This is a genomic window from Azospirillum agricola (genome assembly GCF_020005195.1).
In the GTDB taxonomy this organism is placed as follows: Bacteria; Pseudomonadota; Alphaproteobacteria; order Azospirillales; family Azospirillaceae; genus Azospirillum; species Azospirillum agricola.
The window spans coordinates 860,088-882,865 of sequence record NZ_JAIFZR010000004.1; the positions used below are offsets into that span (position 1 = coordinate 860,088).

At 70.4% G+C, this 22,778-nt stretch carries 22 protein-coding genes; 20 read left to right on the plus strand and 2 right to left on the minus strand.

From position 1 onward, the window contains the following. The first annotated feature begins 11 nt into the window (after positions 1 to 11). From JN22_RS12690 to JN22_RS12745, 12 genes are all read left to right on the plus strand, one after another. On the plus strand, positions 12 to 758 hold the full coding sequence (locus JN22_RS12690) for a substrate-binding periplasmic protein (RefSeq protein WP_223677698.1): 747 nt from the start codon (positions 12 to 14) through the stop codon (positions 756 to 758). Between the two features lie 7 nt (positions 759 to 765). Next, complete coding sequence (locus tag JN22_RS12695; RefSeq protein WP_085554254.1) at positions 766 to 2,481, plus strand: ATP-binding cassette domain-containing protein; 1,716 nt, start codon at positions 766 to 768, stop codon at positions 2,479 to 2,481. A gap of 1 nt (position 2,482) precedes the next feature. Continuing rightward, positions 2,483 to 3,826 (plus strand): prohibitin family protein, encoded by a 1,344-nt coding sequence (locus JN22_RS12700; RefSeq protein ID WP_085554255.1) that lies wholly within the window; start codon positions 2,483 to 2,485, stop codon positions 3,824 to 3,826. A gap of 7 nt (positions 3,827 to 3,833) precedes the next feature. After that, positions 3,834 to 5,501: an ATP-binding cassette domain-containing protein gene (locus JN22_RS12705; RefSeq protein ID WP_085554256.1), complete on the plus strand. Its 1,668-nt coding sequence runs from the start codon at positions 3,834 to 3,836 to the stop codon at positions 5,499 to 5,501. Positions 5,502 to 5,556: 55 nt separating this feature from the next. Further along, the gene (locus tag JN22_RS12710; protein WP_085554257.1) at positions 5,557 to 6,714 is read left to right on the plus strand and encodes an SDR family oxidoreductase; all 1,158 of its coding nucleotides are present in this window, start codon (positions 5,557 to 5,559) and stop codon (positions 6,712 to 6,714) included. Positions 6,715 to 6,757: 43 nt separating this feature from the next. Beyond that, a complete protein-coding gene (locus tag JN22_RS12715) occupies positions 6,758 to 7,171 on the plus strand; it encodes an SET domain-containing protein (protein WP_085554258.1) in 414 nt (137 codons plus the stop codon). After that, positions 7,168 to 7,902 carry a hypothetical protein gene (locus JN22_RS12720; RefSeq protein WP_179166139.1) on the plus strand — a complete coding sequence of 245 codons (735 nt, stop codon included), beginning with the start codon at positions 7,168 to 7,170 and terminating at the stop codon, positions 7,900 to 7,902. Before JN22_RS12715 ends, JN22_RS12720 begins: the two co-directional genes overlap by 4 nt. A gap of 48 nt (positions 7,903 to 7,950) precedes the next feature. Next, on the plus strand, positions 7,951 to 9,123 hold the full coding sequence (locus JN22_RS12725; RefSeq protein ID WP_085554259.1) for a porin: 1,173 nt from the start codon (positions 7,951 to 7,953) through the stop codon (positions 9,121 to 9,123). A gap of 289 nt (positions 9,124 to 9,412) precedes the next feature. Next, positions 9,413 to 10,480, plus strand: coding sequence for an ABC transporter substrate-binding protein (locus JN22_RS12730; protein ID WP_085554260.1), 1,068 nt, complete (start codon positions 9,413 to 9,415; stop codon positions 10,478 to 10,480). A 4-nt stretch (positions 10,481 to 10,484) separates the two neighbouring features. Continuing rightward, positions 10,485 to 11,342, plus strand: a complete 858-nt coding sequence (locus JN22_RS12735; RefSeq protein ID WP_085554261.1) for an ABC transporter ATP-binding protein — start codon at positions 10,485 to 10,487, stop codon at positions 11,340 to 11,342. Beyond that, positions 11,339 to 12,250: an ABC transporter permease gene (locus tag JN22_RS12740; protein WP_085554262.1), complete on the plus strand. Its 912-nt coding sequence runs from the start codon at positions 11,339 to 11,341 to the stop codon at positions 12,248 to 12,250. Before JN22_RS12735 ends, JN22_RS12740 begins: the two co-directional genes overlap by 4 nt. Positions 12,251 to 12,255: 5 nt before the next feature. Continuing rightward, positions 12,256 to 13,506, plus strand: a complete 1,251-nt coding sequence (locus tag JN22_RS12745) for a threonine synthase (protein ID WP_085554673.1) — start codon at positions 12,256 to 12,258, stop codon at positions 13,504 to 13,506. Positions 13,507 to 13,520: 14 nt separating this feature from the next. Here JN22_RS12745 and JN22_RS12750 read toward each other — a convergent pair whose 3' ends face one another. After that, positions 13,521 to 14,564 (minus strand): C-terminal binding protein, encoded by a 1,044-nt coding sequence (locus JN22_RS12750; protein ID WP_211099646.1) that lies wholly within the window; start codon positions 14,562 to 14,564, stop codon positions 13,521 to 13,523. Between JN22_RS12750 and JN22_RS12755 the strand changes: the two genes are divergently transcribed. From JN22_RS12755 to JN22_RS12765, 3 genes are all read left to right on the plus strand, one after another. Further along, positions 14,563 to 15,669 (plus strand): malate/lactate/ureidoglycolate dehydrogenase, encoded by a 1,107-nt coding sequence (locus JN22_RS12755; RefSeq protein ID WP_085554264.1) that lies wholly within the window; start codon positions 14,563 to 14,565, stop codon positions 15,667 to 15,669. The genes JN22_RS12750 and JN22_RS12755 overlap by 2 nt on opposite strands. Positions 15,670 to 15,785: 116 nt before the next feature. Further along, on the plus strand, positions 15,786 to 16,763 hold the full coding sequence (locus JN22_RS12760) for an alpha/beta hydrolase fold domain-containing protein (RefSeq protein ID WP_085554265.1): 978 nt from the start codon (positions 15,786 to 15,788) through the stop codon (positions 16,761 to 16,763). A gap of 100 nt (positions 16,764 to 16,863) precedes the next feature. Next, on the plus strand, positions 16,864 to 17,520 hold the full coding sequence (locus JN22_RS12765) for a DUF882 domain-containing protein (protein WP_085554266.1): 657 nt from the start codon (positions 16,864 to 16,866) through the stop codon (positions 17,518 to 17,520). 81 nt (positions 17,521 to 17,601) lie between these two features. On the opposite strand, the gene JN22_RS12770 is transcribed toward JN22_RS12765, so the two are convergent. Beyond that, complete coding sequence (locus tag JN22_RS12770) at positions 17,602 to 18,378, minus strand: SDR family NAD(P)-dependent oxidoreductase (protein ID WP_085554267.1); 777 nt, start codon at positions 18,376 to 18,378, stop codon at positions 17,602 to 17,604. 318 nt (positions 18,379 to 18,696) lie between these two features. On the opposite strand from JN22_RS12770, the gene JN22_RS12775 reads away from it, so the two are divergent. From JN22_RS12775 to JN22_RS12795, 5 genes are all read left to right on the plus strand, one after another. Continuing rightward, complete coding sequence (locus JN22_RS12775; RefSeq protein WP_143268277.1) at positions 18,697 to 19,530, plus strand: IclR family transcriptional regulator; 834 nt, start codon at positions 18,697 to 18,699, stop codon at positions 19,528 to 19,530. Continuing rightward, positions 19,494 to 20,516 (plus strand): 2-dehydro-3-deoxygalactonokinase, encoded by a 1,023-nt coding sequence (locus JN22_RS12780; protein WP_085554268.1) that lies wholly within the window; start codon positions 19,494 to 19,496, stop codon positions 20,514 to 20,516. Before JN22_RS12775 ends, JN22_RS12780 begins: the two co-directional genes overlap by 37 nt. Then, on the plus strand, positions 20,509 to 21,174 hold the full coding sequence (locus JN22_RS12785) for a 2-dehydro-3-deoxy-6-phosphogalactonate aldolase (protein ID WP_085554269.1): 666 nt from the start codon (positions 20,509 to 20,511) through the stop codon (positions 21,172 to 21,174). The genes JN22_RS12780 and JN22_RS12785 overlap by 8 nt, the downstream gene beginning before the upstream one ends. A gap of 61 nt (positions 21,175 to 21,235) precedes the next feature. Continuing rightward, the gene (locus JN22_RS12790) at positions 21,236 to 22,201 is read left to right on the plus strand and encodes a tripartite tricarboxylate transporter substrate binding protein (protein ID WP_085554270.1); all 966 of its coding nucleotides are present in this window, start codon (positions 21,236 to 21,238) and stop codon (positions 22,199 to 22,201) included. 70 nt (positions 22,202 to 22,271) lie between these two features. Continuing rightward, positions 22,272 to 22,778, plus strand: coding sequence for a tripartite tricarboxylate transporter TctB family protein (locus tag JN22_RS12795; RefSeq protein ID WP_085554271.1), 507 nt, complete (start codon positions 22,272 to 22,274; stop codon positions 22,776 to 22,778).

Here is a 22,778-nt window from a genome sequence, read left to right on the forward strand (position 1 = left end):
CGGGCATGGCCATGACGACGACACGTCTGCTGGCGGCGCTCCTGCTGGCGCTTTTCGCGGCGGCGGCCCTGGCGGCGGCTCCGGCGCGCGCCGAATACTGGACCATCGCGTCCGAGGACCATTTCCCGCCCTACAACTACTCCTTCAACGGCAAGCGCACCGGCATCGACACCGAGATCGTCGCCGCCCTGGTGAAGGAGCTGGGCATCACCCCGGTGTACCGGCCGCTGTCCTGGAGCGAGGTCGTCCGCTCGATGGACGAGAACACCGCCGACGTCGGCTTCCAGTTCATCGCCTCGCCGGCCCGCTTCGCCCAGTACAACATGATCGGCCCCTTCCGCACCGGCACCACCGTCTTCATGGTGCGCAAGGACTCCAGCATCACCTTCGACCGGCTGGAGGATCTGACGCCCTACCGCATCGGCGTGGTCGACGGCTTCTCCTACGCGCCCGACTTCGACGCCGCGACCTATCTGGAAAAGGTCGCGTCGAGCAGCAACGTCGTCAATTTCCGCCGGCTGATGCTGGGCCGGGTCGACGTGATCGTCGGCGACCTGCATGTGCTGAACTTCATGGCCAAGCAGGACGGGCGGCTGCGCGACGTGCGCGTCCTGTCGAAGCCGCTCGGCCTGATCCCCCGCTACATCGCGCTGCCCAAGGCGCGCAAGGAGAAGGCCGAGAAGCTCCAGGCCGCCTTCGTCAAGCTGCGCGACGACGGCACCATCGCCCGCATCGTCGACTCCTGGCTGGCGGAGTGAGGACGCGATGAGCACGACCCAAGCGGGCGCACGCAAGCTTCCGCCCAGCAAGCCGGCCTCGGCCCTGCTGCCGCTGATCGGGCTGGCCGACCGGCCGATCCTGACCCGGCTGGTGCTGACCGGCTGCACCGCCGCCGTCGCCAACCTGATCAGCCTGATGAGCCTCAGCGCCGAGCTGAGCGGCTGGCTGCGCGGCGAGGTGCTGGACACCCCCTTCCTCGTCTTCTGCCTGTCGCTGCTGGTCGCCTACGCCTTCAGCAAGCGCTTCGTCTCGCTGCTGCTGACCACCGCCTTCAGCGCGCTGGCCGAGGTGCGCCGCCGCTTCCTGCACCACGTCACGCTGGGCGGCCACGCCGACATCCTGGATCTCCAGGCCAAGCGCTCCTTCGACCTCGGCAACTACCATCTGGAGCGCATCGCCGCGCTGCTGCCGAACCTGTCGATCGCCTCCAACATGATGCTGGTCGCGGCCGTCGCCTACCTCTACCTCTGGACGCTGACCACCGTCGGCGCCACGCTGCTGCTGGTCGCCGCGGTGTTCGTCGGCGGCTGGTACGTCCGCGAGGCGCAGAAGACCCGCGCGCTGCTGGGCGAGGCCAAGGAGTCCGAGATCCGGATGCTCCAGGGCTTCTCCGAACTGGTCGGCGGCAACGCCGAGATCAAGCTGGGCAAGGCGCGCCGCGACGAGCTGGGCCAGGCGGTCGAGGCCGACATCGCCCAGTGGGAAGAGCTGAAGCGCCGCCACGGCCGCAACCTGGGCGACCTGTTCTCGTGGATCGCCACCATCATCATCGGCTTCTCGGCGGTCTTCGTCTTCATCTTCCCGCGCATGGGCGCGATGTCGGTGGCCGAGCTGCCGCTGGTGACCTCGGTCATCCTGTTCCTGGCCCGCCCGCTGTCGAAGTTCCTCAACGCCGTGCCCGACTATGTGGCGGCGGAGGACGCGGCGAGCCAGCTCACCGCCCTGCTCGCCACCATGCCGGCGGCGGAATACGCGCCGTCGCGGCTGGCCCGCGCGCCGCGCCGCTTCACGGCCATCGAGCTGCGCGGCATCCGCTTCGCCTACCGCGCCGGGCTGCGGCCCGAGCCCTTCGAGATCGGCCCGGTCGACCTGACCATCGCGGCCGGCAGCGTCGTCGGCATCGTCGGCTCCAACGGGTCGGGCAAGTCCACCCTGCTGCGCGTCATCCCGCTGCTGTTCCGCCCCGACGAGGGGCAGGTGCTGCTCGACGGGCAGCCGGTGGAGACCGACCGGCTGGAATCCTACCGCGACCTGTTCTGCGCCGTGTTCCAGGACCACCACATCTTCACCCGGCTGCCGCAGGGCCCCGGCTTCGACGCCGAGCTGTTCCGCGAGATGCTCGACTATCTGAAGATCGCCCATCTGGTGCCGGAGAACGGCGAGGGGTTGCTGAACCGCGAGCTGTCCAAGGGCCAGCGCCGCCGTCTGGCGCTCGCCGTCGCGGTGGCGGAGGGGCGGCCGGTCATCATCCTCGACGAATGGACGTCCGACCAGGACGCCGAGTTCCGCACCCGCTTCACCAACGAGATCATCGGCAAGCTCCAGTCGCTGGGCCGCACCGTGATCTTCGTGTCGCACGACGGCGACGTCTCGTCGGTGTGCGACGTCACCATCCGCATGGCCAACGGGCGGATGAGCGTGCCGGCCGCGACGACCGCGGCACCCCGCGCCCCATTGGATTGCCTTCAGGAGACCGCGTGATATGGCTGACCAGGCCGCCTTCGCCACCGACGACGTCGACGCGCTGCCGAAGCCGAAGTCGCGCCTGCGCGCGCAGCTGGCCTTCTGGTACGAGGAGCACCGCCGGTCCCTGCTCTGCACGCTGCTGGTCGGGATCCTGATCTTCCTCTACTTCGCCCCGTCGATCGTCGTCTTCATCCCCGCCGGCCACGGCGGCGTGCTGTGGAAGCGCTTCCACGAGGGCACCCAGATGGGCCCGGCCCTGCCCGAGGGCGTGCACGTCATCTTCCCGTGGGACAAGATCGAGATCTACGACCTGCGCCTCCAGGAGGACACCCGCTCCTATTCGGCCATCGCCAACGACGGCCTGAACGTCAGCATCGAGATCACGGTGCGCTACCGCCCCTACGCGGAGACGCTGGCCGCCCTGCACAAGCATGTCGGCAACCGTTACCTGGAGGTGCTGCTGGTGCCGGAGGTCGGCTCGGTCTCGCGCGAGATCGTGTCGCGCTTCAAGGCGGACGAGCTGTACGCCCACCGCCGCCTGCGCGTGCAGACCGAGGCCTACGAGCAGGTCGCCGACCGCGTGATGTACGCCCAGCTCATCGGCGCCGACAACGTGCCGAAGCCCGACGGGCGGACCAAGACCGGCTATCTGCTGATCCAGGACATCCTGATCCGCAACGTCTCGCTGCCCGAGGCGATCATGGCCTCCATCGAGCGCAAGATCCAGCAGGACCAGGCGGCGCAGGAATACCAGTTCCGCCTCCAGCGCGAGCTGTTCGAGAGCCAGCGCAAGCAGCTCGAGGGCCAGGGCATCCGCGCCTTCCAGGAGACGGTGCAGGCCAACCTGACCGAGAACTACCTGCGCTGGCGCGGCATCGAGGCGACGCTGGAGCTGGCGCACTCGCCCAACGCCAAGATCGTCGTGATCGGCAACGCGGCGAGCGGCGGGCTTCCGCTGATCCTCGACGCGGCCAACGGCCAGAACCCCCTTCCGGCGCCGGCCGGCCTCGCCGCCGCCCCGGCCCCCGGCGTCCCCCCCCCCGGCACACCGTCCACCGTCCACGCCCCCGCCATTCCCGGCGTGCCGACCAGCGTCGCGGTGCCGCCGGTGTCGCAGCTGCCGTCGCTGACCGGCGACGGGACGCCCGGACAGGCGCCGGTCGGCCAGATGCCCAGCCTGAACACCGGCGCCACCAACCCCGCCCCCGGCCCGGTCCCGTCCAGCCACGCGGCGGTTCCGCCGACCCCGGCGGTCAAGCCGGACGCGCCGGCCGGTGGCGAAACCAAGACGGCGGCGTCCGCGCCCATCCTGTCGAAGATGTCGCCGGCCCGCCTGCTCGACATGATCCAGCCGAAGTGAGGCGGCGATGGACCTCTGGCGCCTCCTGCGACGCGACGCTCTCCGCAACATCCAGCCGCTGATGCTGCTGGCGGTGCTGGCGGCCGCGCTCAACCTCGCCCTGCTGACCTCGCTGAACGACGCGCTGCTGGCCCTGCACGACGCCAACGAGCTGCAACGGCTGCTGATCGTCTTCCTGCTGTCGGCCTTCCTGTGGCGGATGTCGCAGGGCTGGATGATGAACGCCGCGTCCAAGCGGCTCCAGGCGGCGCTGGCCGTGCTGCGCGTCGACCTGCTGCGCCGCGCGCTGGCCGCCGACCTGCCGGACACCATGGCGGTCGGCTCCAGCCGGCTCGCCCAGGTGGCGGGGCCGGAGCTGCAACTGCTGGCGCAGGCGGTGCCGACGCTGGTCATCAGCTTCCAGTCGGTCGCGGCGATCGTGCTGTGCCTGCTCTACCTCGCCTCGCTGTCGGGGGCGGCGGTGCTCATCGTGCTGGGCTTCCTGGTGCTCGGCGGCGTGCTGATCGGCCGCTCGGTCATCCGGCTGGAGCTGCTGTCCGAGACGATCCACGAGGCCGAGGGCGCGCTGACCGAGCGGTCGGAGCACATCCTGCAAACCCTGCGCGAGTGCAAGCTGAACCGCCGCCGCGCCGCCAACGCGCTGTCCGACGCCACCGCCTGCGCCAACGCCCTGAAACAGGAGCGCCACCGCTTCGGCGCCGAATACAGCCATTACTTCACCATCAGCGAGCTGACCTACTACGCGGCGCTGGCCGGGATCATCTTCCTGCTGCCGGCGGTCACCACCACCGACGTGGCCACCGTCGTGCTGTCCGGCCACGCCGCCGCCTTCATCGCCTACCCGGTCATCACCATCGTCGCCTCCTACCCCTCCTACCTCGCGGCCGAGACCGCCGCCCGCTCCTACCTGGCGGTGGAGGCGGAGCTGAAGGCGCCGCCCCCGGCGAAGGGTCCGCAGAAGGCGGCACCGGCGGCCGATTTCACCGGCTTCTCCACCCTGGCGCTCGACGGCGCGGTGTTCCGCCACGCCGGTCGCGACGGGGTCGGCTCCTTCACCGTCGGTCCGGTCGATCTGACGGTGGAGCGCGGCGACATCGTCTTCGTCACCGGCCACAACGGCGCCGGCAAGAGCACGCTGATCCACATGCTGCTCGGCCTCTACCCGATCCAGCGCGGCCTGCTGGCGGTCGACGGCGCGCCGGTCGGACCCGACGCGCTGGCCGCCTACCGCGACCTGTTCGCCGTCGTCTTCTCCGACAGCCACGTCACCCGCCAGCTCTACGGCGCCCTGTCGACCGAGGACGGCTTCGCCGAGGAGCTGCTCGACCTGCTGGAGATGTCCGACAAGGTGGCGCTCGACGGCCGCGCCTTCACCACGGTGGAGCTGTCGCAGGGCCAGAAGAAGCGCCTCGCGCTGATCGCCGCCCTGCTGGAGCGCAAGCCGGTTCTGGTGCTGGACGAGTGGGCGGCCGACCAGTCCCCCTATTTCCGCCGCAAGTTCTACCGCGAGATCCTGCCCTGGGTGAAGGCGCGCGGCATCACCGTGATCGCCGTCACCCACGACGACGCCTATTTCGACGCCGCCGACGTCCAGCTCCAGGTCGAACAGGGCGGCATCCGCCGCATCGACCCGCCGGTGCTGGCGGCGCCGGAACTTCTTCCCGCCTCTCCCTGAGACGGCGGCCACCCACACTCCCTCCCGCAACCTCAAAGCGAGACCGAGGTCCCACATGCTTCTCCTCACCGGCGCAACCGGCTTCCTGGGCGGTTCCTTCTACCTCGACGCCGTGCGCAACGGCACCGCCGCCGACTGCCTGCTGCTGATCCGCGGCGCGGACGAAGCGGCCTGCCGGGCCCGTCTCGCGACCAACCTGAACCGCCACAGCGACCGCGCCACCGCCGAGGCCGCCGCCCGCCTGTGCCAGATCCTGCCGGGCGACCTCCAGTCGCTGGCGACCAGCACCGACCCGCGCCTGGATCAGGTGACGCAGATCGTCCACGTCGCCGCCGACACCTCCTTCGACAGCCGCCAGTCGGTGTGGGAGATCAACGTCGACGGCACGCTGGCGCTCGCCGGCCGCGCGCGGCGCATGCCGCACCTCCAGCGCTTCCTGCACATCGGCACCGCGTTTTGCTGCGGCGAGGCCCCGCACATGCAGATGGTGCACGAGGAGCAGGCCCCCGGCCACGGCGCCCCGCACATCGCCGAATACACCCGCAGCAAGGCGGCGGCGGAGCGCGCCCTGGCCGCCGCCTTCCCCGAGCTGCCGCTGATCGTCGCCCGCCCGTCCATCGTGGTCGGCCACACCCAGCTCGGCGTGCGGCCCAGCGCCAGCATCTTCTGGTTCTACCGCCTGCTCGACCGCACCGGCATCCTGCCGGCCCTGCCCCAGGGCCACATCGACATCATCCCGGTGGACTGGGCCTCGGCCCGCCTGCACGACCTGCTGCGCAAGCCCGACCTCAAGCACACGCTCTACCACGTCACGTCGGGCGAGGCCGCCCGCACCACCTGGACCGACTTCGAGGCGGGCTTCCGCGCCCATGGGCATGAGGGGACCGGCCGTCCCTACGTCCATTTCGACTACCACGGGCCGGAGGGCTGGAAGCCGTTCGACGCCGCCTTCCGCGCCGCCTTCCCGGAGCGCACGCTGCTGAACCGGACGATGGCGGTGGGCGCGCGCAAGTACCACCGCTTCGTCGCGCAGGACATCGCCTTCGACAACAGCCGCCTGCTGGCCGAAGGCTTCGCCCCGCCGCCGCGCTTCGTCGATTACCTCGGCACCTGCCTGGCGAGCAGCGACGCCACCATCGGCGAGCAGTTCGTGGACGACGCCAGCAGCTTCGAGTTCGACGAGGCTTTGATGGCCGCCCCGGTCGCCGCCTGATACGACGTCGGCCCGACACGCCTTTCCCGAAGAGACGGACGCCATGCCCCTTCTGATCCCCACCCGCCTCGACTCCAGCCCGATCCACGGGCTGGGCCTCTTCACCGAGGAGCCGGTCGCCGCCGGCACGCCGATGTGGACCTTCGACGCCCGCATCGACCATCTGCTCGATCCCGAGGGCGCGCTGCTGGCCGACTACCCGGAGGTGGTGCGGCTGGTCAACGCGCACGGCTGCGTGATCGAGGGGCTCGGCATTCTGCTGCTCGGCGACAACGCCCGCTTCGTCAACCACGCGGACGAGCCCAGCATGGGGCGCTCCGACCCCGGCGACTGGCGGCGTTTCGTGGCGCTGCGCGACATCGCCGCCGGCGAGGAGCTGACCTGCAACTACGAGGACATCTGCGCCGACGTCCGCGCGGCCGGCGCCTCGCGCTATCTCGGCGCGGAGGCCGGATGAACCCGCGCCCGCTGCGCACCAGCATCGTCGGCCCCGCCGAGCTGACCGCCGAACGACGGTCGGTGATGTTCGCCCTGCTCAGCGTCTGGTTCGAGGGCTACGGCGAGGACTACTTCAACGAGGAACTTGCCGACCTCGACCATTGCGTCCTCCAGGAGGAGCCGGAAACCGGCGCGCTGGTCGGCTTCGCCACCGTCTACAGGCGCGAGGCGGAGATCGACGGCACTCCCGTCGGCGTCCTCCACACCGCCCACTGCATCCTGGAGCGCCGCTACTGGGGCTCCAACGGTCTGGTGCGCTCGATGGTGGCCGAGATGATGGAGCGGGCGCGCGCCGACCGCTCCGGCCGCCTCTGGTACTGGAGCTACAGCGCGGTCGGCTACCGCTCCTACCGCTACATGCCGATGCTGTTCACCGGCCACACGCCGCACGCCGACCAGCCGCCCGGCCCGCTCGACCGGGCGGTGCGCGACTGGGTGGGGCGTGAGTGCTTCGCCCAGTATTACGACGCGGAGACCGGCACGGTGGACTGGAACTGGCAGGGCTACGGCCTGACCGAGGAGGCCCGCGCCATCAGCGAGGCCAAGCTCGACAGCCCGGCCGTCGCCCAGTTCCGCCGCATCAACCCGCGCTGGGCCGACAGCGTGGAGATCCTCTGCCTCGCCCGGCTCGACGACGCCAACCTGACCGGCTTCGGCCGCCGCTGGTTCACCGTCCGCGCCGCCGCCTGACCGTCCATCCGCCTTCCGTCCCTACCCGAATCCGGAATCATCGCCGCCATGCGTCTGTCCGCCCGCTTCCTCGCCGCCCTCCTCGCCGGCGCCGCCGGCGCCGCCCTGTCCGCCCCGGCCTCGGCCGAGCCCAACTTCGAAGTCATCGTCGGCGGCGACGCGTATTTCCAGGCCGCCTACATCAACCAGCGGCAGGACGACGGCCTGCGGTCGAGCGAGTTCGCCAACCGCTTCCGCCTGACCGTCAACCCGGCGGTGACCACCGAGGACGGGCTTCAGTACGGCGCGCGCCTGCGCCTGCTGGCCGGCAACGGCGACCCGTCCGTGGCCGGACGCACGGTGGAGAACGACCGCGCCTTCCTCTACGCCACCGGCGCCTTCGGCACGGTGCAGGCCGGCGTGATCAACGGCCTGTCGGACGAGTACGGCATCATCGGCCCCAACCTGGAAGGCATCGCCGGCAGCCCCGACAGCAACGGCATCCTGTTCCTCCACGGCTCCACCACCTACGCGGCGCTGCCGCTGGCGGCGACCAGCCTGCGCACGCTGGTCTCCTACGATCCGGGCACCAAGCTCATCTACATCACCCCGTCCCTCTACGGGTTCCAGCTGGCGGCGTCCTACACCCCGCGGCTGGGCGACTCCAACACGTCGGTCAACCGCCGCAAGGTGGACGCGCTGGGCGACGCCCTGTCCTTCCACGACGTGGTCGAGGCCGGCGGCGCCTACCAGGCCGTCTTCGACGAGCTGACCATCGAGGCCAGCGCCTTCTACCAGACCGGCAAGGCCGTCCGGCAGTCCGACGGCGTGACGAGCCAGTCCTACGAGGATCTGAACTCGGTCCATGTCGGCGCCAACATCGGCTACGGCCCGGTCAAGGTCGGCGCCAGCTACGCCTACAGCGGCAAGAGCGGCTACGCCAAGGGCATCGCCGACGCCCGCGCCCAGCAGAACGTGATCGTCGGCGCGCAGTACACCAGCGGCCCGCTGGTCTTCGCGGCCAACTACCTGCGGGCGCTCGGCAACGATTCGGCGACCATGAGCATCCCGGCCAAGGCCGACATCTGGCAGGCCGGCGTCACCTGGACCGTCGCCCCTGGCATGACGACCGGCGTGGAGTACGACTATGTCCGCTCGTCCCTGTCCTCGGCCTCGCTGATCGGCACCGACCTGAACGACCGCGCCCACATCCTGATGCTGGACACCCGCTTGGCCTTCTGAACGCGTCCCACCCGACAGGCACGCAAAACGGACGAAGGGGTCCGGCCGGAAACGGCCGGGCCCTTTTCTTTTTGATCCGTTCGTCAGCTTTCCCAATCCGTTGCCCCTCCGTCGCGCGCTTGGGGAGCGGCATTCCATCATCGGGTTGCTGCGAAACCATTAACCTATATGCATGTAGGTTTATAGATTTTGAATTGACTCCTGATTTTACGTTCTTCATCCTAATCCCAATCATAAATCACATTGCAATTCTGCTTTTTATCGCCGACGAGCAGGGAATCATCGCCGCATGCCGCCCATCCATTCCGCATCATCCACCGCCGTGAATCGTGAAACCCCCTCGCTTCCCGGACGAGTCCGCCGCGCGCTGCTGGCCGCCGTCGGCGCCGCGGTGCTGCTCGGATCGCTCGCCGGCCCGGCCGCCGCCGAGGGCACCATCCGCATCGCCGAACAGTTCGGGCTCGGCTACCTGCCGCTGCATGTCCTGCGCCACCAGAAGCTGATCGAGAAGCACGGCAAGGCGCAGGGCATCGACGTCACGGTCGAATGGGCGCAGCTTTCGGGCGGTGCGGCGATGAACGACGCGCTGCTGTCGGACAGCATCGACCTCGGCTCGGCCGGCGTCGGCCCGATGCTGACCATCTGGGATCGCACCAGGGGTAGCGCCAACGTCAAGTCGATCGCGGCGCTGAACAGCATGCCGCTGTTCCTCACCACCACCAACCCGAGCGTCAGGACGGTCAAGGACTTCACCGACAAGGACAAGATCGCCCTGCCGGCGGTCAAGGTCGGGGTCCAGGCGCGCATCCTCCAGATCGCCACCGAGCAGGCCTTCGGCGAGGGCCGGTTCGACGCGCTCGACAAGCTGACCGTCTCGCTGCCCCACCCGGACGGCACGGCGGCGCTGCTGTCGGGCTCGGCCGAGATCACCGGCCACATCTCCGCCCCGCCCTTCCAGTACCAGCAGCTCCAGGACCCGAAGATCCACAGGGTCTTCAGCTCCTACGACGTGCTGGGCGGCCCGCACACCTTCAACCTGATCTGGTGCAAGGAAGCCTTCCGCGCCAAGAATCCCAAGACCTACAAGGCCTTCCTCGACGCGCTGAAGGAGGCCGTGGCGATCATCAACACCAACCACGAGGCCGCCGCCGACGCCTATCTCGCGCAGAACAAGGGCGACCTCGACCGCGCCTTCGTGCTGACGCTGCTCAAGGATCCGGACATCCAGTACACGGTGGCGCCGCAGAAGATCGAGCGGTTCGCCGCCTTCATGCACAAGGTCGGCGCCATCAGGAACAAGCCGGCCTCGTGGAAGGACACCTTCTTCGAGGATCTCCACAGCGAAACCGGGAGCTGAGGCCATGAACGCCCTTTCCCGCACCGCCGTGGAATCATCCTATTCCCCGGACGCCGCCCCCGCCGCCGCCCTGCACCGCCCGCTGCTCGACGTGTCGGGCGTGACCTTGCAGTACAAGACGCGCGACCATCTGGTGACGGCCTGCTACCGGGTCGATTTCCAGCTGTTCCAGGCCGAGCGCTTCGTCCTGCTGGGGCCGAGCGGTTGCGGGAAGTCGTCGCTGCTCAAGGCGGTCGGCGGCTTCCTGGCGCCGGTGGAGGGGGCGATCCGGCTCAACGGGCAGGCGGTGACGCAGCCCGGCCCCGACCGCATGATGGTCTTCCAGGAGTTCGACCAGCTGCCGCCCTGGAAGACGGTCAAGCAGAACGTCATGTTCCCGCTGCTCGCCAGCGGCAAGGCGACGCGCCGCGAGGCGGAGGAGAAGGCGCTCGACGCCATCGCCAAGGTCAACCTGTCGAAGTTCGCCGACGCCTACCCGCACACCCTGTCGGGCGGCATGAAGCAGCGCGTCGCCATCGCCCGCGCCATGGCGATGGAGCCGGACATCCTGCTGATGGACGAGCCCTTCGCGGCGCTCGACGCGCTGACCCGGCGCAAGATGCAGGAGGAGCTGCTCCAGCTCTGGGACGACGTGCGCTTCACCATGCTGTTCGTCACCCACTCCATCGAGGAGGCGCTGGTCGTCGGCTCGCGCATCCTGGTGCTGTCGCCGCACCCCGGACAGGTGAAGGCCGAGGTGAACTGCCACGGCTTCGACCTCGCCTCCACCGGCAGCCCGGCCTTCCAGTCGGCGGCCCGCCGCATCCACGCCATGCTGTTCGCCGACGAGGTGGAAGCCGGCGGAGCGGGAGCCCACCCATGACCGACCTGTCGATCGCGCGCGCCCCACGCCCCGCCGCGCCGCGTCCCACCCCGCCGATCCGCCCGGAATACGAGCGCGGCGTCGCCGCCACCGGGGCGATCGGCGACGTCGCCCGCCCGCTGTCGCCGTGGGAGAGGCTGGCCAACGTCACCGCGCTGCGCCGCGCCCTGCTGCTGGCCGTGGTCGCCGCGATCTGGCAGGCGGCGGCGCTGTGGCAGGACAACCCGCTGATGTTCCCCACCTTCACCGCCACGGCGGCGGCGCTGTGGGACGCGGTGCTGCGCGACAATCTTCTGTCGATGGCCTGGGTGTCGCTGTCGATCCTGCTGAAGGGCTACGCCATCGCCGTGGTGCTGGCGATCGGGCTGACCACGCTGGCGGTGTCGACGCGGATCGGCGACGATCTGCTCTCCACCCTGACCTCGATGTTCAACCCGCTGCCGGCCATCGCCCTCCTGCCGCTCGCCATGCTGTGGTTCGGGCTGGGGGCGGTCAGCCTGACCTTCGTGCTGGTCCACGCCGTGCTGTGGCCGCTGGCGCTGAACACCCACGCCGGCTTCACCGCCGTGTCGGAGACGCTGCGCATGGCCGGGCGGAACTATGGCTTGCGCGGGCCGCGCTACGTGCTGGCCGTGCTGATCCCGGCCGCCTTCCCGGCGATCCTGACCGGGCTGAAGGTCGGCTGGGCCTTCGCCTGGCGCACCCTGATCGCCGCCGAGCTGGTGTTCGGCGTCTCGTCGGGCAAGGGGGGACTGGGCTGGTTCATCTTCCAGAACCGCAACGAGCTTTACACCGACAAGGTTTTCGCCGGCCTCGCCTCGGTCATCCTGATCGGGCTGCTGGTCGAGAACGTCGTCTTCCGCTGGATCGAGGCGCACACCGTGCGCGCATGGGGAATGGTTCGCTGAACATCATGACCGCACCACGTTTCGACGCCAACCTCACCACCGAACGCCCGACCTTCGTCACCCACCTGGAGTGCGGCCTCATCGGCGAGCGCCACGAGGCCGACACGGTCCACAACCTGTCCAGGGCCGGCAAGCCGCTGCTGGTGCGCTACGACCTGGAGGGGGTGAAGGGCGCGCTGACCAAGGCGGCGCTGGCCGAACGCCCGCAGGATCTGTGGCGCTACCGCGAGCTGCTGCCGGTCCGCCGCACCGCCGACATCATCAGCCTGGGCGAGGCGGTGACCCCGCTGGTGCCGCTGCCCAGGCTGGCGGCCAAGCTGGGCGCGGCCGAGCTGCTGGTGAAGGACGAGGGGCGGCTGCCCACCGGCTCCTTCAAGGCGCGCGGGCTGGTGATGGCGGTGTCGATGGCCAAGGGCTTCGGCATCACCCACATGGCGATGCCGACCAACGGCAACGCCGGCGCCGCGCTGGCCGCCTACGCCAGCCGGGCCGGCATCCGGACGACCGTCTTCTGCCCGGCCGACACGCCGGAGGTCAACGTCTCCGAGATCGAACTTCAGGGCGCCACGGTCCACCGGGTCAATGGTCTGATCGACGATTGCGGCAAGATCGTCGGCGAGGGGAAGGCCAAGGTCGGCTGGTTCGACGTCTCCACCCTCAAGGAGCCCTACCGGATCGAGGGCAAGAAGACGATGGGGCTGGAGCTGGCCGAGCAGCTCGGCTGGGAGGTTCCCGACGTCATCTTCTACCCGACCGGCGGCGGCACCGGCCTGATCGGCATGTGGAAGGCCTTCGCCGAGCTGGAGGCGATCGGCTTCATCGGTTCCAAGCGCCCGCGCATGGTCGCGGTGCAGGCGTCGGGCTGCGCCCCGATGGTCCGCGCCTGGGAGGCCGGGGAGGAGCACGCGCCGCGCTGGGAGGACGCCCACACCATCGCGTCGGGCATCCGCGTGCCGCAGGCGGTCGGCGATTTCCTGATCCTGCGCGCGGTGCGCGAGAGCGGCGGCTTCGCCATCGCGGTCGACGATTCCGCCATCCAGGCCGCGCTCGACGAGGCGGCGCGGGAAGAAGGCTTCCTGCTCTGCCCGGAGGGGGCGGCGACCTACGCCGCCTACAAGCAGGCCCTCTCCGACGGCCGGGTGGCCAGGGACGAGCGGGCGGTGCTGTTCAACTGCGCCACCGGGCTGAAATACCCGCTGCCGCCGGTCCACCGGACGCTCGACCGCCACCAGCCGATCGACTGGCCGGCGTTCTGAGAGCCGAGGCGACGTCACCCCTGCTCCACGATCCGGTTCCGCAGCGCTCCCTCCTCCAGCAGCAGGCGCACCGTCTCGGCGGCGTTGGTCCGCATCTCGACGGCGGCGGCGTCGGAATGGAAGGCGTTGTGCGGCGTGACCACCAGACGGCCGGCCAGCCAGTCCGCCCGCTCGCGCCACGCGGTCAGCAGCGGGTGGGCGGCCGGCGGCTCACTCGGCAGCACGTCGAGCCCGGCGGCGGCGATCCGGCCGCTGCGCAGCGCCGCCTCCAGCCCGTCGAGCCCGTCCAGCAGTTCGCCGCGCGCGGTGTTGACCAGGATGGCGCCCGGCTTGAAGCGCTCCAGCCGCTCGGCGTCCAGCAGCCCGCGCGTGTGACGGTCGAGCGGGCAATGGAAGGTCACGATGTCCGATTCGCCCAGCAGATCGTCGAGACGGCGGATTCGGTGGTAGCCGACCGCCTTCTCGTGCCCGGCCGGCTGCTGCGGGTCGAAGCCGAGGATCCGGTAGCCGAAGGGCTTCAGCCGGTTGACCACCGCCGTGCCGATGCGCCCGACCCCGACCACGCCGACCGTCGCCCGCGACCCGCGCAGCAGCGGCGTCAGCGTGTTGGTCTGCCACGTCGCCGTGTAGGAGCGGGCGCGGGCGTCATGCTCCCACAGGCGGCGCTGCAAGGACAGGATCAGGGCGACCGCGTGGTCGGCGACCTCCTCCGTCCCGTAATCGGGGTTGTTGGCGAAGGGGATGCCGGCCTCGGCGAGCGCCGCGACGTCGATCCTGTCGTAGCCGACGCCGAAACGCACCACGCCCTTGCAGCGGGTCAGGTGCGGCACGCTGCGCCGGGTCACCGGCGCCCCCCAGACCAGCAGCGCGTCGAGCCGCGCCAGCCGGGCCGGGTCGAATTCCTCCTCGCGGCGCGTGTCGAAGAAATCGATCTCCACCGAATCGCCCAGCACCGCGGCCTCCAGGTCCGGCGGCCCCATCATGTGGTCGGTCACGCCGACGACCCAGCGCTTGCCCCCCGTCATCTCATCCCAGCCTTTCGTCGCGAGTGAACCCATGAGCCCGTCTTCCGTCCCGTCCTCTCCCACGGTCCGCTTTTCCGCAGCCCGCCTGACGGCGACGCTCGACGCCATCCTGCGCCGCGCCGGCAGCGATCCGGAAGAGGCGGCCATCGTCGCGGCCAACCTCGTCGAGTCCGACGCCAAGGGCCACGCCAGCCATGGCGTGTGCCAGATCGCCGTCTACATGACCAGCCTGGAGCGCGGATACCTGACCCCCAACCGCCACGCCCGCGTCGTGCGCGACGAGCCGCCCTTCCTGGTGGTGGACGGCGACGTCGGCTACGGGCAGGTGATCGCCCGCGAGGCGACCGATCTGGCGATCGCGCGGGCGAAATCCGGCAGCGGCGCCACCATCCTGGCGCTGCGCAACGCCCACCACATCGGCCGCGTCGGCGCCTATGGCGAGCAATGCATCGCCGCCGGGCTGATCGGAATCTTCTTCGTCAACGTGGTCAGCCGGCCGCTGGCGGCCCCCCATGGCGGGGCACGGCCGCGCCTCGGCACCAACCCGATCTGCGTCGCCGTGCCGGAGACGCCCGGCCACGCCCCGCTGCTGCTGGATTTCGCGACCAGCGCCGTCGCCGCCAACAAATGCCGGGTCGCCGCCGCGAAGGGTGAGCGGGTCGCCGACGGCCTGCTGGTCGATCCCGACGGACGGCCGACCGGCGACCCCGGCGTGATGTTCCGCGAGCCGACCGGCGCCATCCTGCCCTTCGGCGGGCGGAATTCCGGCCACAAGGGCTACGGGCTGGCGCTCGCCTGCGAGATCCTGGCCGGCGCCATCGCCGCCGGACTGCCGGCGTTGCCCGAGAATCTGCGGCCGGGCCGGGTGGTCAACAACGCGCTGGCCTTCATCCTCGACCCCGCGCGCGTCGCCGGGCCGGGCTGGCAGGCGCTGGCCGACGCCGTGCTCGACCACATGGAGGACACGCCGCCCGCCCCCGGCATCGACCGCGTCCGCATCCCCGGCGATCCCGAGCGCGAGCACGCCGCCCGCGTGGCCGAGCAGGGCATCGCGCTCGACCCCGACACGCTGGCGGCGCTGCACCGGATCGGCGGCGGATTCGGACTGGACGTGGCGGGCTTGCTCGGTCATGGCTGAGGGGATGATTTCACGATTCAATTTCGCTGTTATCTGGAAATATAGTCTATATTGACAGTAGAAATAAAGCCGCGTAGCGTCCTCTCCACCGATCGTTCGATCACCGGGAGGACGCCATGCCGGACGGCAGCAACCAGCTTTTCACGCTCGACCGCCTGGATCCGCAGGTGGTGGCGCTGCACGAGGCGATGCGGGCGCAAGGGCTGGTCTCCGCCGACCCGCTCGCCATGCCGCTCGGTCAGGCGCGCGCGGCGGCGGAGCGGGCGCACCTCTTCCTGAACCGCGACGCCCCGCCGATCCCCACCCGCGCGATCGAGACGGAAGGCCCGGCCGGGCCGCTGCGGCTGCGGCTCTACCGCCCGCCGTCGTCCGACGACCGTCCCTTGCCGGTGCTGGTCTATTTCCATGGCGGCGGATTCGCGGTCAACAGCGTCGACACCCACGACCGTCTGCTGCGGCTGCTCGCCCTGCGCAGCGGCGCGGCGGTGGTCGCGGTCGCCTACGGCAAGGCCCCGGAGCACCGATTCCCGCACCAGCACGACGAGGCGCTGGCCGCCCTGCGCTGGGCGGCGCGCGAGGGTGCCGCGCACGGGCTGGACGGCGGGCGCCTCGCGGTCGGCGGCGATTCCGCCGGTGCCAATCTGGCGCTGGGCGCCGCGCTCGCTGCCCGCGCGCCGGGCGAGCCGCGCGTGCGTTTCGGGCTGCTGTTCTACGGCATGTTCGCCCACGATTTCCACACGCCGTCGCACCGCCGCTTCGGCGACGGGCGCTACGGCCTGACCACGGCGCGGATGCGCTGGTACTGGGAGCAGTATCTCGGCCACGCCGAACCGACCCGCGACCCGCGCGCCGCCCCGCTGCTGGCCGACCTGTCCGGCCTGCCGCCGCTGCTGCTGCTCGCCGCCGGGCTCGACTGCCTGCGCGACGACAGCCTGCGGCTGGCCGAGCGGCTGGCGGCGGCCGACGTGCCCTTCGACCTGACCGTCCACGAGTCCCTGCCCCACTCCTTCGCCAACATGACCCGGCTGGTCGAGGCGGCCGACGGCGCCGTCACCCGCGCCGCCCTTGCGGTGCGCGCGCATCTGGCGGCGTGAACGTCCCCTTTCGAGAGAGGTCCCTACGTTTCCAGTTGCGATTTAAAATCAATTTGCCGAGTTTGGGGACGTTCCTTTCCGGAAGCAAAATCCCCTGGCCATGCCCCGCATCCCCTTTTCCCTGAAGCGCCGCGATCTGCTCGCCGCTTGCGGCGCCCTGGTGTTGCTGCCCGGCAGCGCGCTGGCCGTGCCCTCGCCCCCGCGCCGGCTGTCGCTGCGGAACGAGCACACGGGCGAGACGTTCGACGGCCCCTACCGCGACGAGTCCGGCCCGCTGCCCGACGCCATGGCCGATCTCGCCCAGGTGCTGCGCGACCACCACGCCAACAAGACCGGGCCGGTCGATGTCGGGGTTCTCGATTTCCTGGCCGACATCATGGAGATCGTCGGCCAGAGCAAGGCGTCGATCCTGTCGGCCTACCGCACCCCGGAAACCAACGCCAAGCTGGCGGCCAGGAGCCTCGGGGTCGCCGAGCGCAGCCAGCATCTGCTCGGCCGGGCGCTCGACATCACCTTTCCAGCGCGCCTGCCGGACGCCCACCGCAGCGCGCTCGACCTGAAGCGCGGCGGGGTCGGCTGGTACCCGCGCTCCCATTTCCTGCACATCGACAGCGGGCCGGTGCGCAATTGGGAGATGTTCGGCCAGGGGCTGGACGGCCTGTTCGCCAGCGGCGTCCACGGCCGTCCGCGCACGGTGGCCCAACGCCGGGCGATCCACCGCGCGCTGGCCCGCCGCCAGCTGCTCGGCCGGCGGTAAAGGCTCCCCCCGATCGGCAAGGGCGCGCCCGGCGACCGGGCGCGCCCTTGCCCCATATGCCCCATGTGCCCCATGCCCGGATCAGGGCATGTACTGGCCGCCGTTCACGTCCAGGATCTGGCCGGTGATGTAGCCGCTGCACGCGTGCGAGGCGAAGAACAGGAAGGTCGGCGCGCATTCCTCCGGACGGCCGAAGCGGCCCATCGGGAAGCCGGCGCCGATGCGGGCCTTGGTGTCGGTGTCCTTGTCGGCGTGGAAGGCGGTGTCGAAGGTGCCCGGCGACACCGTGTTGAAGCGGATGCCGTCCTTCGTGTGGAAGGTCACCCAGTTCTTCTGGATGTTGTGCAGCCACGCCTTCGCAGCACCATACAGCCCGGCGCCGGGGCCGCCGCCGGTGTAGCCGGCGACCGAGCCGACCAGGATCACCGACGCGGTGGTGCCGCTCCGCTTCGCCGATTCCCTCAGGTGCGGCAGGGCGTATTTGGTGACCATCAGGGCCGAGCGCGCGTTCAGGTCGGTCACCGCGTCGAAGAAGTCGTCGTCGATCTCCTCCAGCGGCTTGCGGCCGACCAGACCGCCGGCGTTGTTGATCAGCACGTCGATGCCGCCGAAGCGGGCGACGAATTCCTCGACCAGACGCTTGGCCCCCTCGCTGGACGACACGTCGCCGGGCAGGAAGGCGACCTCGCCGTCCAGCGCGTTCAGCCGGGCCAGCGTCGAGTCGAGATCGGCCGGCGCCTTGCGGCCGTTCATGCCGACCAGCGCGCCGTGGCGGGCGAACGCCTCCACCGCCGCCAGGCCGATTCCCTGGGTCGATCCCGTCACCAGAACGCGCCGGCCTTTCAGATCACCGAACATGCGAGAGCCCTTCCTTCCCATCGTTGGAAAACGCAGGCGCGGGCCGCGTCCCCCCGCCCCGCGTCCGGCCGGACGCGGCGTGGGGCGATCGGCGGACCAAACGCCTAATGTCTCATATATTGAGAGATAATGCTCAATATCAGCAGGATGTTAGGGAGACGCGGAGAACGGGTCAAGTTTCCCGACACCGCTGCGTCAGATCGTCCGATCCACAAATGTCTCACTATGTGGTAGCGTGTATGTTGGATTTGACAACATACAACGCGACCACTAAGGTCCCGTCATCGAGGCGACGCAATGCCCACCAGAACCGACCCCATGACCCGGCCCACTGAGACGATCGATCCGGCCATGCCTGAAAAGCGGCAGGCCACCGGCACGCAGACCCTGCTCCGCGGGCTGGCGGCGATCGAGTGCGTGGCGACGGGCACGACGGAGGTGAAGGGGATCGCGGCGCGGCTGAACACGCCGCGCAGCACCGTCCACCGCATGCTGAACAGCCTGGTGGCCGAGGGCTATCTGCACCACGTCCCCTACAAGGGCTATCTGCTGGGGCCGAAGCTGATCCAGCTCGGCATGAAGGCGCTGGAGCAGCGCCCGCTGGTGGCGCTCGCCCGGCCCCACATCGAGGCGCTGGCCCAGCGGACCGGCGACACCGTCCATCTCGGCGTGGTCGACGGCGACGAGGTCTTCTACCTCGACAAGATTCCGAGCACGCGCGGGCTGGAGATGCGCTCGCGCGTCGGCCTGCGCATGCCGCTGGCCTCGACCGGCATCGGCAAGGCGCTGATGCTGGGAATGCCGCCGTCGCGCTGGCGCGAGCTGCACGACGCGGTGGCGACGGCGCCGGACACGGTGGGCGGCCGGCCCGGTCCGCAGCCCTGGCCGAAATACGAGAAGCTGATGGCGGGCTTCCTGCGGCGGGACTGGGTGCTCGACCTGGAGGAGAACGAGATCGGCGTCCGCTGCGTCGGCGCGCCGGTGCGCGACATCAGCAATCAGGTGGTCGCCGCGATCAGCGTGGCGAGCGCCGTGCCCTACATGCCGGACGAACGGATGGCGGAACTCGGACCGGTCGTCCGCGCGGCCGCCGACGCGATATCAAGGGAATTGGGATGGAAACAGGACGGAAGCGCGACGGGGCTGCCCTGATCGCGCTGGACTGGGGCACCTCCAGTCTGCGTGGATTCCTCATGGACGGCGCCGGCGCGGTGCTGGACCAGCGCGCCAACGCGCACGGCATCCAGAACCTGCCGCAGCCCGGCCTGCCCGGCTTCGAGCAGGCCTTCGCCGGCCTGTGCGGCGACTGGCTGGCGGCCAACCCCGGCGTTCCGGTGGTGGCCGGCGGCATGGTCGGCAGCGCCCAGGGCTGGGCCGAGGCGCCCTACGTCGCCTGCCCGGCCGACACCAGCACGCTGGCATCAAAGGCCATCGCGGTGGACAGCGCGGCCGGCGTCCGCATCCTGATCGCGCCCGGCGTCACCTACGCCCCGCCCGACGCGCCGCCCGACATCCTGCGCGGCGAGGAGATCCAGATCGCCGGCGTGCTCGCCGACCGCCCCGACTGGGCGCGCGAATCCTGCATGGTTCTGCCGGGCACCCATTCCAAATGGGTGCAGATCCAGGACGGGCGGATGACCCGCTTCGCCACCTACATGACCGGCGAGGTCTTCGCCGTGCTGACCAAACACTCGATCCTCGGACGCCTGATGCCGGCGGACGTGGAAGCCGGCGCGGAGGCCCGCGATGCGGCCTTCGCCGAGGGCGTCCGGGCGGCGCGGGCCAGCGGGCCGGGCGACCTGACCCACCAGATCTTCGCCGCGCGCACGCTCGGCATCACCAAGCGCATGGCGCCGGAGCTGCTGAAGGATTTCCTGTCCGGCCTGCTGATCGGGCACGAGATGATCTCCGGCCTCGCCCGGACGGGCGCGGCGCTGGGGGGCGCGGCGCCCGGCAGCGGCCGGCCGCTGCTGCTGATCGGCGACGGCGCGCTGTGCCGCCGCTACGTCCAGGGCCTGGGCCTGCTCGGCATCGAGCCCACCGCCCGGCTCGAGAACACCGCCCCCAGGGGCCTGTTCCAGTTCGCCATCGCCGCCGGCCTGATCGTGCCGCCGGCCGGAAAGGACACCCATGTCTGACGACAGCCTGCCCCAAGACAGCCTGAAGGCCCGCATCGACGCCGCCTTCGCCGCCCTGCCGCTGGTCGCCATCCTGCGCGGCCTGAAGCCCAGCGAGTGCGAGGACGCCGCGCGCGCCCTCTACGAGCGCGGCTTCCGGCTGATCGAGGTGCCGCTCAACTCGCCCGACCCGTTCGACAGCATCGCCGCCATCCGCCGCATCCTGCCGCGCGACGCGCTGGTCGGCGCCGGCACCGTGCTGGAGGTGGCGCAGGTCGCCCGCCTCAAGGAGATCGGCGCCGATCTGGTCGTGATGCCGCACGCCGACACCGCGGTGATCCGCGCCGCCAAGGCGGCGGGTCTCGCCTGCGTGCCCGGAATCGCCACGGCGACCGAGGCCTTCGCCGCGCTGGCGGCCGGCGCCGACGCGCTGAAGCTGTTCCCGGCCGAGCAGATCAACCCGACCATCGTCAAGGCGATCCGCACCGTCCTGCCGGCCGGCACCCGCCTGCTGCCGGTGGGCGGCATCGCCCCCGACACCATGCAGCCCTTCCTGGAGGTCGGCGTCGCCGGCTTCGGGCTGGGATCGGCGCTCTACAAGCCGGGCATGACCACCGCACAGATCGCCGAACGGGCCGACGCCTTCGTCGCGTCCTGGACGGCGCTGAACCCGCGCTGACGGCGACGCCGTCCGCTTTTCCCGTCTGTCTCCACCAAGCAAAGTTCCTGGGAGAACGCTTATGAAGGGTTATCGCTTTCTGACCGGCGCCGTCGTCGGCGTCCTGGCCTCGGCCAGCCTGATGGCCGGCGCGCAGGCCGCCGAGTACCCGACCAAGCCGATCGAGCTGACCGTGCCCTATGCTGCCGGCGGCGGCACCGATCTGGTCGCCCGCGCCTACGCCGACGCCGCCAAGAAGCACCTGCCGCAGTCGATGGGCGTCGTCAACAAGACCGGCGGCGGCGGCGCCGTCGGCCTGACCGAGATCATGGCCGCCCGCGCCGACGGCTACAAGATCGGCATGGGCACCGTCGAGATCACCCTGCTGCCGCACATGGGCGTCGCCCGCTTCTCGGTCGACGACTTCACCCCGATCGCCCGCCTGAACGCCGAGCCGAGCGCCATCACCGTCAAGGCCGACGCGCCCTGGAAGACCATCGAGGAGTTCCTGGCCGACGCCAAGGCCAACCCCGGCAAGGTCCGCATCGGCAACTCCGGCACCGGCGCCATCTGGCACCTCGCCGCCGCCGCGTTGCAGAGCAAGACCGGCCTGACCTTCAACCACATCCCGTTCGACGGCGCCAACCCGGCCGTGACCTCCCTGCTGGGCGGCCACATCGAGGCGGTCTCGGTCAGCCCGGCCGAGGTGTCGAGCCAGGTCGCCGGCGGCCAGCTCCGCATGCTGGCGGTGATGGCCGACGAGCGCCCCAAGGCCTTCCCCGAGGTCCCGACGCTGAAGGAGAAGGGCATCGACCTGTCGGTGGCCACCTGGCGCGGCATCGTCGTTCCGAAGAAGACCCCGGCGGCGGTGGTCGACACCCTGCGCACCGCCAGCAAGGCGGCGGCCGAGGAGCCGTCCTTCCGCGAGCAGCTCGCCAAGATGAACCTGACCTGGGCCTACGCGGACGGTCCGGAGTTCGGCGCCGCCATGCAGAAGGACAACGCCTTCTTCAAGGACCTGATGACCCAGCTCGGCATGGCCAAGTAAAGCGGGCGGGCGCGGCGCCCCGGCGGCGCGAAGCCGCCGGGGCGCCGCTTCCTTCCGAGGAGTCCGACACATGAGCAACGCACCTGTCCAGGGCGGCGGGGCCGGCGCGCCCTTGTCCACCAAGATCGCCAATCTGGTGATCGCCGTCATTCTCATCGCGGTGGCCGCCGCCGCCATCGCCTCCACCGGCGATTTCCCCAAGACCATGCTGGCCGCCGACGTCGGCCCGGCCCGCTTCCCGATCATCCACGCCTCCGTGCTGATCGTGCTGTGCCTGATCCTGATCGCCAACACGCTGCGCACGCCGACCATCGCCGACGATACCCCGCCGGTCGGCGTGGCCGGCTATCTCGGCGTGGCGCTGGGCATCCTCGCCACCGCCGCCTGCCTGGTCGCCATGGAGTATGTCGGCTACGCCGTCGCCACGGTGGTCTACATGGCCGCGCTGATGTGGCTGATGGGGCAGCGCAGCCCGCTGTGGAATCCGGTGATCGCCGTCGTCGTGACCGCCCTGATCTATTTCACCTTCCAGAGCGCCCTCCAGGTGCCGCTGCCGGTGGGGAGCCTGTTCGAATGA

Bases quoted from the DNA above. Each gene is read 5' to 3' on its own strand.
- JN22_RS12690 (WP_223677698.1), top strand. From the start codon at position 12: ATGACGACGACACGTCTGCTGGCGGCGCTCCTGCTGGCGCTTTTCGCG.
- JN22_RS12695 (WP_085554254.1), top strand. From the start codon at position 766: ATGAGCACGACCCAAGCGGGCGCACGCAAGCTTCCGCCCAGCAAGCCG.
- JN22_RS12700 (WP_085554255.1), top strand. From the start codon at position 2,483: ATGGCTGACCAGGCCGCCTTCGCCACCGACGACGTCGACGCGCTGCCG.
- JN22_RS12705 (WP_085554256.1), top strand. From the start codon at position 3,834: ATGGACCTCTGGCGCCTCCTGCGACGCGACGCTCTCCGCAACATCCAG.
- JN22_RS12710 (WP_085554257.1), top strand. From the start codon at position 5,557: ATGCTTCTCCTCACCGGCGCAACCGGCTTCCTGGGCGGTTCCTTCTAC.
- JN22_RS12715 (WP_085554258.1), top strand. From the start codon at position 6,758: ATGCCCCTTCTGATCCCCACCCGCCTCGACTCCAGCCCGATCCACGGG.
- JN22_RS12720 (WP_179166139.1), top strand. From the start codon at position 7,168: ATGAACCCGCGCCCGCTGCGCACCAGCATCGTCGGCCCCGCCGAGCTG.
- JN22_RS12725 (WP_085554259.1), top strand. From the start codon at position 7,951: ATGCGTCTGTCCGCCCGCTTCCTCGCCGCCCTCCTCGCCGGCGCCGCC.
- JN22_RS12730 (WP_085554260.1), top strand. From the start codon at position 9,413: ATGCCGCCCATCCATTCCGCATCATCCACCGCCGTGAATCGTGAAACC.
- JN22_RS12735 (WP_085554261.1), top strand. From the start codon at position 10,485: ATGAACGCCCTTTCCCGCACCGCCGTGGAATCATCCTATTCCCCGGAC.
- JN22_RS12740 (WP_085554262.1), top strand. From the start codon at position 11,339: ATGACCGACCTGTCGATCGCGCGCGCCCCACGCCCCGCCGCGCCGCGT.
- JN22_RS12745 (WP_085554673.1), top strand. From the start codon at position 12,256: ATGACCGCACCACGTTTCGACGCCAACCTCACCACCGAACGCCCGACC.
- JN22_RS12755 (WP_085554264.1), top strand. From the start codon at position 14,563: ATGAGCCCGTCTTCCGTCCCGTCCTCTCCCACGGTCCGCTTTTCCGCA.
- JN22_RS12750 (WP_211099646.1), bottom strand. From the start codon at position 14,564: ATGGGTTCACTCGCGACGAAAGGCTGGGATGAGATGACGGGGGGCAAG.
- JN22_RS12760 (WP_085554265.1), top strand. From the start codon at position 15,786: ATGCCGGACGGCAGCAACCAGCTTTTCACGCTCGACCGCCTGGATCCG.
- JN22_RS12765 (WP_085554266.1), top strand. From the start codon at position 16,864: ATGCCCCGCATCCCCTTTTCCCTGAAGCGCCGCGATCTGCTCGCCGCT.
- JN22_RS12770 (WP_085554267.1), bottom strand. From the start codon at position 18,378: ATGTTCGGTGATCTGAAAGGCCGGCGCGTTCTGGTGACGGGATCGACC.
- JN22_RS12775 (WP_143268277.1), top strand. From the start codon at position 18,697: ATGACCCGGCCCACTGAGACGATCGATCCGGCCATGCCTGAAAAGCGG.
- JN22_RS12780 (WP_085554268.1), top strand. From the start codon at position 19,494: ATGGAAACAGGACGGAAGCGCGACGGGGCTGCCCTGATCGCGCTGGAC.
- JN22_RS12785 (WP_085554269.1), top strand. From the start codon at position 20,509: ATGTCTGACGACAGCCTGCCCCAAGACAGCCTGAAGGCCCGCATCGAC.
- JN22_RS12790 (WP_085554270.1), top strand. From the start codon at position 21,236: ATGAAGGGTTATCGCTTTCTGACCGGCGCCGTCGTCGGCGTCCTGGCC.
- JN22_RS12795 (WP_085554271.1), top strand. From the start codon at position 22,272: ATGAGCAACGCACCTGTCCAGGGCGGCGGGGCCGGCGCGCCCTTGTCC.